The organism is Streptomyces sp. CNZ301, from assembly GCF_004217425.1.
The window spans coordinates 3260312-3273001 of the sequence record NZ_SHLG01000001.1 but is presented as its reverse complement, the minus strand read 5'-3'; the positions used below and the strand labels follow the sequence as shown (position 1 = coordinate 3273001).

The 12690-nt window shown below is 71.3% G+C and carries 13 protein-coding genes; 4 read left to right on the top strand and 9 right to left on the bottom strand.

Translation table 11 applies throughout. The features are described from left to right. The first annotated feature begins 156 nt into the window (after positions 1 to 156). Positions 157 to 924, top strand: a complete 768-nt coding sequence (locus tag EV375_RS14015) for a SigE family RNA polymerase sigma factor (protein ID WP_130299741.1) — start codon at positions 157 to 159, stop codon at positions 922 to 924. Between the two features lie 331 nt (positions 925 to 1255). Here the strand turns inward: EV375_RS14015 and EV375_RS14010 are convergent, their stop codons facing one another. From EV375_RS14010 to deoC, 6 genes are all read right to left on the bottom strand, one after another. Further along, positions 1256 to 1891 (bottom strand): hypothetical protein, encoded by a 636-nt coding sequence (locus EV375_RS14010; protein WP_486588467.1) that lies wholly within the window; start codon positions 1889 to 1891, stop codon positions 1256 to 1258. A gap of 63 nt (positions 1892 to 1954) precedes the next feature. Next, positions 1955 to 2206, bottom strand: a complete 252-nt coding sequence (locus EV375_RS14005; RefSeq protein WP_130299740.1) for a type II toxin-antitoxin system RelE/ParE family toxin — start codon at positions 2204 to 2206, stop codon at positions 1955 to 1957. Continuing rightward, the gene (locus tag EV375_RS14000; RefSeq protein ID WP_254665959.1) at positions 2203 to 2460 is read right to left on the bottom strand and encodes a type II toxin-antitoxin system Phd/YefM family antitoxin; all 258 of its coding nucleotides are present in this window, start codon (positions 2458 to 2460) and stop codon (positions 2203 to 2205) included. Before EV375_RS14000 ends, EV375_RS14005 begins: the two co-directional genes overlap by 4 nt. A 112-nt stretch (positions 2461 to 2572) precedes the next feature. Next, positions 2573 to 3619: an aldehyde dehydrogenase family protein gene (locus tag EV375_RS13995; RefSeq protein WP_486588466.1), complete on the bottom strand. Its 1047-nt coding sequence runs from the start codon at positions 3617 to 3619 to the stop codon at positions 2573 to 2575. Next, positions 3612 to 5051, bottom strand: coding sequence for an aldehyde dehydrogenase family protein (locus EV375_RS13990; protein WP_130299739.1), 1440 nt, complete (start codon positions 5049 to 5051; stop codon positions 3612 to 3614). Before EV375_RS13990 ends, EV375_RS13995 begins: the two co-directional genes overlap by 8 nt. Before the next feature lie 7 nt (positions 5052 to 5058). Then, on the bottom strand, positions 5059 to 6066 hold the full coding sequence (gene deoC, locus EV375_RS13985; RefSeq protein WP_130301836.1) for a deoxyribose-phosphate aldolase: 1008 nt from the start codon (positions 6064 to 6066) through the stop codon (positions 5059 to 5061). Positions 6067 to 6191: 125 nt separating this feature from the next. Here deoC and EV375_RS13980 point away from each other — a divergent pair, with 125 nt between their 5' ends. From EV375_RS13980 to EV375_RS13970, 3 genes are all read left to right on the top strand, one after another. Next, positions 6192 to 6992, top strand: a complete 801-nt coding sequence (locus tag EV375_RS13980) for a PH domain-containing protein (protein WP_130299738.1) — start codon at positions 6192 to 6194, stop codon at positions 6990 to 6992. Positions 6993 to 7507: 515 nt separating this feature from the next. Continuing rightward, positions 7508 to 7924, top strand: coding sequence for a hypothetical protein (locus EV375_RS13975; RefSeq protein WP_130299737.1), 417 nt, complete (start codon positions 7508 to 7510; stop codon positions 7922 to 7924). Between the two features lie 225 nt (positions 7925 to 8149). Continuing rightward, complete coding sequence (locus EV375_RS13970; RefSeq protein WP_130299736.1) at positions 8150 to 8641, top strand: hypothetical protein; 492 nt, start codon at positions 8150 to 8152, stop codon at positions 8639 to 8641. A gap of 36 nt (positions 8642 to 8677) precedes the next feature. On the opposite strand, the gene EV375_RS13965 is transcribed toward EV375_RS13970, so the two are convergent. From EV375_RS13965 to EV375_RS13955, 3 genes are all read right to left on the bottom strand, one after another. After that, complete coding sequence (locus tag EV375_RS13965; RefSeq protein ID WP_130299735.1) at positions 8678 to 10426, bottom strand: phospho-sugar mutase; 1749 nt, start codon at positions 10424 to 10426, stop codon at positions 8678 to 8680. An 81-nt stretch (positions 10427 to 10507) separates the two neighbouring features. After that, complete coding sequence (locus EV375_RS13960) at positions 10508 to 11326, bottom strand: purine-nucleoside phosphorylase (protein ID WP_130299734.1); 819 nt, start codon at positions 11324 to 11326, stop codon at positions 10508 to 10510. Between the two features lie 844 nt (positions 11327 to 12170). Further along, the gene (locus EV375_RS13955; RefSeq protein WP_130301835.1) at positions 12171 to 12608 is read right to left on the bottom strand and encodes a gamma-glutamylcyclotransferase family protein; all 438 of its coding nucleotides are present in this window, start codon (positions 12606 to 12608) and stop codon (positions 12171 to 12173) included. Between the last annotated feature and the right edge of the window lie 82 nt (positions 12609 to 12690).

Here is a 12690-nt window from a genome sequence, read left to right as displayed (position 1 = left end):
TCCGGGCACGGCGGGAGACCGCAGCTCAGGCGGCAGGACACGGCCGCGCACGTCCTTGTGACACCGCTGTGACAGACGGGGGACCTGGCGATGAAATCGGCCGTGCAATGTGTACGTCATCAGCAGGCGGCCAGGTTTGCCCGAGGGGGGCGCAAGATGAACACACTGCACAAGGACAACGTCAGCGCAGTCATTCACACGCGTCTGCACACCCCTTCGGTTCCGGTAAACCCGACGAACAAGGCCGCCGAGAAGTCCGCGACGATCGGGCGTGGGTGCGTCCGTCCGTCCGGGCGTGCGCGGCCGCCGCACATCACTGCGGTGGAGGGCCTTCGAGGGGAGGCCCGCAGCACGGGGGACGGTGAGTACAGGGAGGAGCCGGGAGCACGGCAACAGGCCGCGTCGGAGGCGGAGTTCACCGCCTACGTGCGCGAGCGCCGCGCCTCCCTGTACGCCACCGCCTACCACCTCACGGGCGACCGCTTCGAGGCGGAGGACCTGCTGCAGAGTGCGCTGTTCTCCACGTACCGCGCGTGGGACCGCATCAGCGACAAGGCGGCGCTCGGCGGCTATCTGCGCCGCACCATGACGAACCTGCACATCAGCGCGTGGCGCCGCCGCAAGCTGAACGAGTACCCGACGGAGGAACTGCCGGAGACCGCCGGCGACCAGGACGCGATGCGCGGCACCGAACTGCGCACCGTGCTCTGGCAGGCGCTCGCCCGGCTCCCCGAACTCCAGCGCACCATGCTGGTGTTGCGCTACTACGAGGGACGCACGGACCCGGAGATCGCAGACATACTCGACATCAGCGTCGGTACGGTGAAGAGCAGTATCTGGCGTTCGCTGCGCCGCCTGCGCGACGACGAAGTGCTCAGCTTCGGCAGGGACCGGGAGGAGTCGTTCGGCGAGCTGGTCGCCTGACCGCAGGGACCCGAGGCGGGCGAGGGCCGGGGGATGGGCCCCCGCCGCAGCCTCGGAGGAGGGGCTGGGGAGCCCCGAGGGGGTGCACCGGGGGAACAGAGGGGAATACGGGGACCCGTCCGGGGGGACGGGGTGAGAGAGCGGGTACGGGCAACCGGGGGGTCTGCCCGAACCCGCTCTCTCCCTTTTGGCCTCCCATGTGCCCTGCTGTACGGCCTTGTTGTGTCCTGCTCCGGCCAACGGCGTCGCGTGCGCGGTGCCGTGGCCCTGCCCCGGGTGCACCGTCCGGTCGGCGCAACTCTTCCGGTCGGCCGCACGTGCGGCAGGTGCCTCAGGTCCGGCTGCGGGCCGGGCTCGCGTCCCGCAGCCTGCCGATCCGCTCGGCGGCCTCGTCCCGCGTGCACGGATACGCGCCCAGCTCACGGTGGCGCGCCACGATCGCCCCCTCGGCGCGCAGCAGTCGCCAGCCGCGTCGCAGCAGGAACAACGCCGACTTGCGGCCCTCCCGCAGGTCCCGGAGCAGCCGCCGCCGGAACGTCGTCGACGGGCGTCCGCGCAGACAGATCGCGTCGGCGAGCAGATCCAGTTCGCGGCAGCGGGCCACGATGTCGGCGGCGAAGATTCCCTCGGCGATGAAGAGCCGGGCACCGTCGAGCGTGAGCGTCTCCTTGCCGACGCGGGCGCTGAGCGCGATGTCGTACAGCGGCACGGTGGTGCGTCCCGTCGCGCACAGGTCGCACACGGCGGCGACGGCGGCGTCGGCGTCCCAGGAGGCGGGCGAGTCCCAGTCCACGCCTATGCCGTGCGGGAGTTGGGGCAGCGTGGGGTCGCCGGCCTCCTTGTAGAAGTCGTCGAGACGCATGACGGGCAGCCCGCTGCGCGCGGAGAGCCGGGACTTCCCGGAGCCGGAGGGCCCGGTGAGCAGAATGACGCGGGGGGAGCGCGATATGTCACGGGGTTCGGTCACGAGAGACCATTGTCGGGCATCCGCACGGCAGGACGACAGGGCGGTGCGGGCGCCGTCCCGGTCTCAGCCGACGCGGCCAAGGTGCATGACCACGACGGCGATTCTCGACTCGGAGATCTCGTAGACGACGCGATACCTGCCGATGTGAATGCGGCGCAGGTACTGGGATCCCAGCTCGGCGCTGCCGGGCGGGCGGGGCTCGTGGGCGAGGAGGTCGACTGCCTCATAGACCTGGTGCAGGCCGTCGGGGTCGTCCTTGAGGAAACGAGTCGCGGCGCTGGTGGCTTCGGCCTCCCAGATGACCTTCAGTTTCACTCGTCGACCAGGCCGAGGCGTCGGCCGAGCTCCTCATGCGAGACGTACTCATCAGTGCCTTCAGCGACCTTGGCCCGGTATCGCGCGATTGCCGCCGCGTCCTCAAGATCCATCAGGTCCTGGGGGTTGATCAGTATGGCCGCCGTGTGTCCGTGATCGGTGATCGCGATGCGGTCGTGGGAGTGGGCTGCTCGCCGGACCAGGGTGCCGAACTGGGCGCGGGCTTCAGTCATGGGGTAGGAGGCGTCACTCATGTTGAGAAGTGTACACTTCTGCGACCAAGTGACGCGTCTCCTGTGCCGGCCTTCCGGCCGGCACAGGAGAACCACGGCAGATGCCCCTCACCCGCGCGCCGCGGCACCGCCGTCACACCCCGATCGGGTGCCAGACCGTCTTCGTCTCCAGGAAGGCGAGCAGCCGGGAGATGCCGGGGTCGGCGGACCAGTCCGCGTCCCCCTCCTGCGGGCGCAGCACCCGCTTCAGGTTCTCCGCGGCCGCCGTCTCCAGCTCCTTCGCCAGCTCCGCGTCCCCGGCGGTGCCCGCCAGGTCCAGTGCGTTGACGTCCTGGTGTGCGGCGAGCGTCGCCGCGACCTCGCGCGTGCGTCCGGAGAGGATGTTGACCACGCCGCCCGGCACGTCGGAGGTGGCCAGCACCTCCGACAGCGACAGCCCCGGCAGCGGCGACTTCTCCGACGGGACCACGACCGCCGTGTTGCCGGTGACGATGACCGGTGCGAGCACCGAGGCCAGGCCGAGGAAGGAGGACTCCTGCGGGGCCAGCACGGCGACGACACCGGTCGGTTCGGGCGTGGAGAGGTTGAAGAAGGGGCCTGCGACGGGGTTGGCGCCGCCGGCGACCTGGGCGATCTTGTCGGACCAGCCCGCGTACCAGACCCATCGGTCGACGGCCGCGTCGACCTGGGCGGCGGCGTCCGCGGCCGACAGCCCTTCAGCCGCGGCGACTTCGGCCGTGAACTGCTCGCGCCGTCCCTCCAGCATCTCGGCGACGCGGTAGAGGATCTGGCCGCGGTTGTAGGCCGTCGCCCCCGACCAGCCGCCGAAGGCCTTCCGCGCGGCCGCGACCGCGTCGCGCGCGTCCTTGCGGGAGGACTGCGGAGCGTTGGCCAGCCAGTTGCCCTCGGAGTCGGTCACCTCGTACACCCGTCCGCTCTCGCTGCGCGGGAACTTGCCGCCGACGAAGAGCTTGTAGGTCTTCAACACGTCGATCCGTGCCGGCGTGCGCAGGGAAGTACGCGCCGCCGCGGGGGACTTGGCCGTTCCGGCCGCCTTGCCCGACTTGGACGCGCCGCCTGCCGCAGCTGTCTTTGCCGGCTCGGCGGCCTTGCCCGCGCCCGCTGTCCCGGACTTCCTGGACCGTCCGGCTTGCCCGGCCCGCTTCGAGTTGTCAGACATCGAGGTAAGCCTCCAGACCGTGACGCCCGCCTTCGCGGCCGAATCCCGACTCCTTGTAGCCGCCGAAGGGCGAGGTCGGATCGAACTTGTTGAACGTGTTGGCCCAGACGACGCCCGCCCGGAGCTTGTTCGCCATGGACAGGATGCGTGAGCCCTTCTCCGTCCAGATGCCCGCAGAGAGCCCGTACGGAGTGTTGTTGGCCTTCGCCACCGCCTCGTCCGGGGTGCGGAAGGTCAGTACCGACAGCACCGGCCCGAAGATCTCCTCGCGGGCGATCCGGTGCGCCTGGCTCACGCCGGTGAAGAGCGTGGGAGCGAACCAGTAGCCGTTGCCGGGCAACTCGCAGGGCGCGGACCAGCGTTCGGCGCCCTCGGCCTCACCCGAGTCGGCCAGCTCCTGGATCCGGGCGAGCTGCTCGGCGGAGTTGATGGCCCCGACATCGGTGTTCTTGTCCATCGGATCGCCGACGCGGAGTGTCCGCAGCCGCCGCTTCAGCGCCTCCAGCAGTTCGTCCTGGACGGACTCCTGGACCAGCAGCCGCGAGCCCGCGCAGCAGACCTGCCCCTGGTTGAAGTAGATGCCGTTGACGATGCCCTCGACGGCCTGGTCGATCGGAGCGTCGTCGAAGACGATGTTGGCGCCCTTGCCGCCCAGTTCGAGCGTGAGCTTCTTGCGCGTACCGGCGACGGTACGGGCGATCTGCTTGCCCACCGCGGTCGAACCGGTGAAGGCGACCTTGTCGATGCCAGGATGCGCGACCAGCTCGGCGCCCGTCGAACCGTCGCCCGTGACGATGTTGACGACGCCGTTGGGCAGGCCCGCCTGGCGGCACACGTCCGCGAAGAAGAGCGCCGAGAGCGGCGTGGTCTCGGCGGGCTTGAGCACCACGGTGTTCCCCGTGGCGAGGGCTGGGGCGATCTTCCACGCCAGCATCAGCAGGGGGAAGTTCCACGGGATGACCTGCCCTGCGACCCCGAGCGGCCTCGGGTCCGGGCCCAGGCCGGCGTGCGCGAGCTTGTCGGCCCATCCCGCGTAGTAGAAGAAGTGCGCCGCGACCAGCGGCAGATCGGCGTCGCGCGTCTCGCGGATCGGCTTGCCGTTGTCCAGGGTCTCCAGGACGGCCAGTTCACGGGAGCGTTCCTGGAGGATGCGGGCGATGCGGAAGATGTACTTCGAGCGTTCGGCGCCCGGAAGCGACGACCAGCCGGGGAACGCCGCACGCGCGGCGCGCACCGCGGCGTCGACGTCCTCCGCGTCCGCCTGCGCGACCTCGGAGAGGACCTCCTCGGTGGCGGGGGAGACCGTCTTGAAGACCTTGCCGCCTGCCGCCTCGCGGAACTCGCCGTCGATGAACAGCCCGTAGGACGGTGCGATGTCGACGATCGCGCGGGACTCGGGCGCGGGTGCGTACTGGAAGATCTGCTCAGTCATCTCTGCCTCAGTCCACCGTCACGTAGTCGGGACCGGAGTAGCGGCCGGTGCTCAGCTTCTGTCGCTGCATCAGCAGGTCGTTCAGCAGGCTGGAAGCGCCGAAACGGAACCAGTCGGGGTGCAGCCAGTCCGGCCCGGCGGTCTCGTTGACGACGACCAGGTACCGGATGGCGTCCTTGGCGGTACGGATGCCGCCGGCCGGCTTCACACCGATCTGGGTGCCGGTGGCCGCGCGGAAGTCCCGCACCGCCTCCAGCATCAGCAGCGTGTTCGGGAGTGTGGCGTTCACGGCGACCTTGCCGGTCGAGGTCTTGATGAAGTCCGCCCCCGCGAGCATCGCCAGCCACGAGGCGCGGCGGATGTTGTCGTACGTCGACAACTCACCGTTCTCGAAGATCACCTTGAGATGTGCGGGTTCCCCTCCCCCGGGCCGCGCGCAGGCGTCCTTCACGGCCTGGATCTCCTCGAAGACCTTGCCGTAGCCGCCGGACAGGAAGGCACCTCGGTCGATCACCATGTCGATCTCGTCGGCGCCGGCGGCGACCGCCTCACGGGTGTCGGCTAGCTTCACGGACAGCGCCGCGCGCCCGGAGGGGAAGGCCGTCGCGACCGAGGCGACCTTGATCCCGGCTCCGCCGCCCGCGGCCAGGGCCCGCTTCGCGGTGGCGACCATGTCGGAGTAGACGCAGATCGCCGCGACCTGGGGCGTGGTGCGGTCGCCCGGGTCGGGGTTGGCGCCCTTGGCGCACAGGGACCGCACCTTGCCGGCGGTGTCGGCCCCTTCGAGGGTTGTCAGGTCGATCATCGAGATCGCGAGGTCGAGGGCGTACGCCTTGGCGGTCGTCTTGATCGAACGTGTGCCGAGGGCCGCGGCGCGGGCTTCGAGCCCCACCGCGTCGACGCCGGGCAGGCCGTGCAGATAGCGGCGCAACGAGGCGTCGGAGGCGGTCACGTCCGCGAGCGCGGACGCCGGTGCGGTGGCGGTGGACGCTGTGGCTGTGGACGCTGAAGACATGGTCACCAGGGCAGCATATCTACACGCGTAGCTCGACGGGTAGGGGGCGGTCTCCTGCGGGACGGGACGGATCGATGCCGAGCCGCAACGTCCCCCGTACGGGGGGTCCGGCAGAATCATGCGTCATGAGTAGCGAGTCCCGACCCGAGGGTGAAGCCGGATCCGGCAGCGGGCAGGAGGAGAAGGCCCCGCGCGAGACCGCCGACAGCGCCCGGGCCGCCGCGCCCGGAGACGCGTCCGCACCGGAGTCCGGCACGGAGCCCGCCGCACAGCCGGCGCCGCAGGCGTACGCCGACCGCTGCTACCGCTCGCCGGGAGCCCTGGCGGGCGGCGTCCTGCTGCTCCTCCTCGCCGTCTGGCTCGGTACGGACGCCCTCGTCAACGGGGACGCCCGCACCCGCCTGTCCGCCGGTTCCGGGCTCCTCTTCGCCGTCCCGCTCGTCGTCGCGTTCACGCTGCGCCCCGCCGTGTACGCGGGACAGCAGCGGATGCGTGTGCGGAACCCCTTCCGCACCATCACGGTCCCGTGGGGCACGGTCGAGGCACTGCGCGCGGGCTACTCCAGCGAGGTCGTGGCAGACGGCGCCAAGTACCAGCTCTGGTCGATCCCGGTCTCGCTGCGCGCTCGCAAACGCGCCGCCCGCCAGACCGACCGCGCAGAGCGTGCCGCCGCCGACGGGCACACCGCCGGCGCCCTGGCACGGCCCACCGGCCTGTTCGGGCTGGGCGGCGTGCCCGGCGCCGACGGCGGCGGCGAGAAGCGCGCCGCGTCGGACCAGGCGATCGACGAGCTGCGCACCCTCGCCGCCGACCACGGCGAAAGGCCCGAAGCGCAGGGCGAGGTCACCGTCCGCTGGGCCTACGAGATCGCGGCACCCGCCCTCGCGGGTGCCATCGCCCTCGCTGCCCTCTACGCGACGAGCTGAGGCGCGTTCAGCAACTGGGCCGTTCCGGGGGAATTCGCCGGAACTGCTGCGGACGCGCAGCTGTGCGCGGCATCCTCGAAATGTACGCTTTCTGCTGCGAAGAGAAACCGGCGGCGGTGTCTGACGGTGGCATTCTCATTCTTGTGCTACGGGCACGGGACGATTTCGCGTCCCGGTCCGCGCGGAGTGGTGGTGCTCGGTGAGCTGCCGTGAATTCGTCCACCACGTCGGCGAGTTGACGCACCGGGCGTACTCGTTTCCACCTGGGACGTAATGGGTTCGCGAACCTGTCTCACGGCTCGCTCGTGCGGGTGAAATCCCGGTGGTGGCCGTGAATCCGGCGAATCGATTCTCTGAACGTCCGCACGGGGAAACGGCCAACTCGGAAGCCAAATGCATATCGTCAGCAGAATCGAGTTCTCTTGTTTCGTTGCCATTCGGTGGGGAATCTGAGCGCAGCCCTTCACCGGGCATTCGGCCAAGCCGGCCGAGCAACGAGAAAGCGAGAGACAGAAGTGAAGATCAGAAAATCTCTGGCAGCGCTGGGGGCGAGTGCCGCGCTGGCGCTCGGGTTCGGCGGAGTGATGGCGCCTTCTGCCCAAGCCCACGCTCCGGCCCCGGTCTGGGACCGCGCCACATACACGCAGGCCGACCCGCACACCGGCGTCATGCGCGCCGGGTCCGCTGTGTCGATGCCGGGTGGCGCCTCGGCCGTGGAGCCGAATTCGTCCGACTCCCTGCACTGCTGGAACACCTACGTCTCGGGGCGGGCCTCCGTGGTTTCGTGCTCGGGCCTGCGCTGGCGCGCCTACGTCGACTGCTCTGACGGCCGGCGCTACGTCACACCGACGGCCATGTCGGACGCGAGGCGCGTGGTCGTCTACTGCCCGCGCGGCACGCGCGCCCTCAGCGGCGGTGCGTACGGCCGCTGACCCCACCGCGGCCGAGCCCGGTCTCCGGCCCGCCGGGGGCTTCTTCGGAAGCCCCCGGCGGGCCTTCTTTCTCCACAGCGCGAGCACGGTTGCCGCGCCGATGAGCGGGGAGATGTCGCGCGGGGCGGCGTGCGCGTGCGCGCCACGACGGTGCCGTCCGGCCGCCCGGAACCCGGCACTGCGGCCTCGGTGGAACACCGGAGACCGGCGATCGGAGGAGAGAGCATGAGCGGGAGCCCACAGCGCAGGAACCGCAGGCCCGCCGAGTGGAACCACCGGGTCGCCGCCCCGTGGATGCTCATCGGCGGCGGCCTGCTCGCCATCGCCTTCCTCGTCCTGGCCTCCCTCTTCAACGACAGGGCGTACACGTTCCTCGGACTTCTCGCCGCCGCCGTCGCGCTCCTCGCGGTGGGATGGCTGGAGGTCTCGGTCACCGGCCGCGAGGTCGCCGTCCGGTCGGTCCTCGCTCCGCCGCTGCGCCGCCGCGTTCCGCTCACCAGGGTCACCGAAGCGTCCGCGAAGCAGGCACGCCCCATGGAACTCGGAGGCTGGGGGTTTCGCCGGCTGCCGAAGCGCAGCGCCGTCTCCCTCCGGGCGGGGGACGCGCTGTGGCTGCGGCTCGAGAGCGGCAGGGACTTCGTCATCACCGTCGACGACGCCGCCCGCGCGGCCCGAGTCGTCAACGGCAACCTCCAGGCGGCGCGGCAGGCCCGCTGACCTCGTGCCGAGGACGGCGGCCGGGGGACCGCGCCGTCAGACGCCCGCCGCGGCCGCCAGATCGGCCTTCAGCGCGGCCAGCACCGACCCGGCCGACGAGCGCGCCGCCGCCAGTGCCGCCTGGTCTCGGACCGCGACGACGACCTCCAGGTAGCACTTGAGCTTCGGCTCCGTACCGCTGGGGCGCACCACCACGCGGGCCTTCTCCACACCCGCACCCGGGTCTCCCGCGAGGTGGTACCGGAGCCCGTCCGTGGGCGGCAGCAGGTCGGAACCCTCGCTCAGATCCTCCGAGGAGACGACGGCCAGGCCCGCTAGCGAGGCCGGCGGGGACGCCCGCAGACGCTCCATCGCCGAGCCGATGAGCGAGAGGTCCTCGACGCGCACCGAGAGCTGACCGGTCGCATGCAGGCCGTGCTCGACGGCCAGATCGTCCAGCAGGTCCGTCAACGAGCGGTCGGCCTGCTTGAGTTCGGCTGCCAGCTCGGCGACGAGCAGCGCCGCCGTGATGCCGTCCTTGTCGCGAACGCCCTCGGGGTCGACGCAGTAGCCCAGCGCCTCCTCGAAGGCGTAACGCAGCCCGTCGACCCGCGCGAGCCACTTGAAGCCGGTCAGGGTCTCCTCGTACGGCAGGTCCGCGGCACGGGCGATCCGCGAGACCAGGGAGGAGGAGACGATCGACGTGGCGAACGTACCCCGCGACCGCTTGTGAACGAGGTGCGTGGCGAGCAGCGCGCCGACGTCGTCGCCGCTCAGCATGCGCCAGCCGCCCTCGGCGGCGCGGTCCGGGACGGCGACGGCACAGCGGTCGGCGTCCGGGTCGTTGGCGATGACGAGGTCCACCGGACCGGACTCGGCGGCGGTGGCGCGCGCCGTCGCGAACGCGAGATCCATGGCCCCCGGCTCCTCCGGATTCGGAAAGGAGACGGTGGGGAAGTCCGGGTCGGGCGTTGCCTGTTCGGGCACCGGCACCGGCTCGGGGAAGCCCGCCCGGCGGAAGGCCTCGAGCAGTGTGCCCGAGCCGACGCCGTGCAGCGCGGTGTGCACCGTCCGCACGTCCCGCGGCATGCCCTCCGTCAGCACCGCCCCCGTACGGGCCAGATAACTCTCGACGACGTCCTCGCCGAGCACCTCCCAGCCCGACTCCGGGCGTGGCACGCCGGCGAGCGGTCCGACCGCGTCGATCCGTGCGGCGATCGCGCCGTCGGAGGGCGGGACGATCTGCGAGCCCCCACCGAGATAGACCTTGTAGCCGTTGTCCCGCGGCGGGTTGTGGCTGGCGGTGACCATCACACCCGCCACGGCTTCCAGCCGGCGGACGGCGAACGCGAGCACGGGAGTCGGCAGCGGCCGCGGCAGCAGGGCGGCGCGCAGTCCGGCGCCGGTCACGACGGACGCCGTGTCGCGGGCGAATTCGTAGCTCTTGTGACGGGCGTCGTAGCCGATGACGACGAGGCCGGGGCCCTCCTGACCGCTCGGTTCCGGCAGTTGCCCGCGCAGATACGCGGCAAGCCCGGCGGCGGCACGGATCACGACGGAACGGTTCATCCGCATGGGCCCCGCGCCCAGTTCGCCGCGGAGGCCCGCCGTACCGAACTGGAGGGTGCCGGCGAAACGGGCCGCCAGTTCCGTCCCTGTCCCGGGGGACGCTTCCCCGGTCTCCTCAGCCTGGGAGCCCCCATCTGCCTCGATGAGCTTCGCCAGTTCCTCGCGGGTCTCCGGGTCGGGATCCTCGGCCTGCCAGGCCCGGGCGCGGGCGACCAGCTCCGTCACATCGTGCTGCACAGCTCTGCCTCTCTCTTCTGCGTCCGGGCACGGGCCCACGCGGCGGAAGCTCCGGGGCCGCCCTGCCGGCGCCCCGGCCGCTCACATCCGGCCCAGCACCTGCGCCAGCAGCGAACCCATGCGGGCGGCCGATTCGCGGCCCGCCTGAAGCACTTCCTCGTGGTTGAGGGGTTCACCCGTCATGCCCGCCGCGAGGTTGGTGACGAGCGAGATGCCGAGCACCTCCGCGCCCGCCTCACGGGCGGCGATCGCCTCCAGCACGGTGGACATGCCCACCAGGTCCCCGCCGATCGCGCGCACCATGCCGATCTCGGCGGGCGTCTCGTAGTGAGGGCCGGGGAACTGGACGTAGACGCCCTCCGTCAGCGACGGATCGACTTCCTGGCAAAGGGTGCGCAGGCGGGGCGAGTAGAGGTCGGTGAGGTCGACGAAGTTGGCGCCGACGATGGGGGAGGTGGCTGTGAGGTTGATGTGGTCCTTGATGAGTACGGGCTGACCCGGGACCATGTCGCCGCGCAGGCCGCCGCAGCCGTTCGTCAGCACGACGGTCTTGCAGCCCGCCGCGACCGCCGTACGCACGCCGTGGGTGACGGCGGCGACACCGCGCCCCTCGTAGAAGTGGGTACGGCCGAGGAAGACCAGCACCCGCTTGTCGCCCACTTCGTGGGAGCGCACGGTGCCCGCATGGCCCTCGACGGCCGGCGCGGGGAAACCGGGCAGCTCCGTCACCGGGAACTCGGAATCGGGGACCCCGAGCGCGTCCGCGGCGGGCACCCATCCGGAGCCCATCACGAGAACGACGTCGTGGCTGTCCGTACCCGTCAACTCCCGCAGCCGCACGGCGGCGGAATCGGCGGAGCGGTACGGGTCATCGGCGGTGTTCGAGGCTGATTCGTTCACGCGATGAGCGTAGCGGTTTCGAGCCTACGCGCGTAGAGGGGGCGGGCGGTTGGGCGGGTGCGCCTGGGGTGGGTGGGTGGTGCCGGGGGCGTGCCGCTCCGGGAGGCAAGTCCGGGCGGCATGATTTACCTCCCTGAACCGTCAAGGCTCTTCGTGCTGCCTTCCATATGGCGGTCCGCAAATCACTTCCCCACGCTTCGCTGGGGAGACCCCAATGGCCCGTCCATGCCCCCCTGCGCGTCCCGCCCCCTCCCGCCGGTCCAGTGGCTCTCCCCCGGGGGTCCTTGAGACCCCCTCTTCCACACCGGGCTGTGGGCCGGTGCCCGTCATCCTGAATGAGCGCGGCCGATCGCGCCGCACAGGGTGGACGGACACCGGGCCCGCTCGCACCCCCGAGGCTCGGTGAACCCGTCCGCAGGGCAGGGGAGTTGAGCCACCGGACGAACCTGCGCGAGTGGCGTCAGAGGGCCGCCGGTGGGCGGGGGCCCGCCAGTCAACCGGACTTCCGGAGGGGCGAGGAGGTCGGACGAGAGCGGCAGACGCGAGACGGGCGGGAGGGGGCGGGACGTGCAGGCGGGGGGCACGGGGCTTAAACGTGATTTGCGGACCGCTATATGCAGGGCCGTACAGAAACCCATCCGGTTCAGGGAGGTAAATCATGCCGCCCCGGGACACCCGCCGGAACGGCCCGCCCCCGGCACCAACCACGAACCCCACCCGCACCCCGCACGAGCCGGAGCAGCACCAACCACGAACCCGAAGCGAACACGGCCAACCCCCGCGACACCCGGACCCGCCGGACCCGCCGGACCTGCCGGACCTGCCGGACCCGCCGACCCCCGCCTTAACAGGGCCGCTTGCGGATTTCCATCACGTAGTCGTGCGGTGCCCCCGCCGATTCCGCCGCGTCGGCGATGTCGCCGAGGTAGCGGGCGGAGGGCAGTCCGCCCTCGTAGCCGTTGAGGACGTAGCACCAGGCCGTCGTCTCGCCGTCGAGCGTGTGGACGCGGACCTTCGTGCGCCGGTAGATGCCCATGCCGACGCCTTCCCAGCGGTCCAGGGACTCCTCGTCCATGGGCGCGACGTCGTACAGCGCCACGAAGACCTGTGCCACCGGGGCCTCGACGATCGTCGCCAGCGCGCCCTCCCAGCCCATCTGCTCGCCGCCGAAGGTCAGACGCCAGTCATTGACCCATCCGGTGCCGCGCAGCGGGGAGTGCGGGGCTCGGCGCGACATCAGCCGCGCGTCGAGGTTCGCGGCGTAAGCGGCGTAGAGGGACATGACGACGAGGGTACGGGAGTCCTTCGTCGCGGCGGTGGTGGCGAGCGGGTGGCGCTGGGGTGCCTGCCCGCGCGGGGGCGCG

What these genes read in the sequence shown, in the direction of transcription:
- EV375_RS14000 (WP_254665959.1), bottom strand. Translation starts at nt 2,460, where the DNA reads ATGAGTGACGCCTCCTACCCCATGACTGAAGCCCGCGCCCAGTTCGGC.
- deoC (WP_130301836.1), bottom strand. Translation starts at nt 6,066, where the DNA reads ATGTCTTCAGCGTCCACAGCCACAGCGTCCACCGCCACCGCACCGGCG.
- EV375_RS14015 (WP_130299741.1), top strand. Translation starts at nt 157, where the DNA reads ATGAACACACTGCACAAGGACAACGTCAGCGCAGTCATTCACACGCGT.
- EV375_RS13970 (WP_130299736.1), top strand. Translation starts at nt 8,150, where the DNA reads ATGAGCGGGAGCCCACAGCGCAGGAACCGCAGGCCCGCCGAGTGGAAC.
- EV375_RS13955 (WP_130301835.1), bottom strand. Translation starts at nt 12,608, where the DNA reads ATGTCCCTCTACGCCGCTTACGCCGCGAACCTCGACGCGCGGCTGATG.
- EV375_RS13995 (WP_486588466.1), bottom strand. Translation starts at nt 3,619, where the DNA reads ATGTCTGACAACTCGAAGCGGGCCGGGCAAGCCGGACGGTCCAGGAAG.
- EV375_RS13980 (WP_130299738.1), top strand. Translation starts at nt 6,192, where the DNA reads ATGAGTAGCGAGTCCCGACCCGAGGGTGAAGCCGGATCCGGCAGCGGG.
- EV375_RS13990 (WP_130299739.1), bottom strand. Translation starts at nt 5,051, where the DNA reads ATGACTGAGCAGATCTTCCAGTACGCACCCGCGCCCGAGTCCCGCGCG.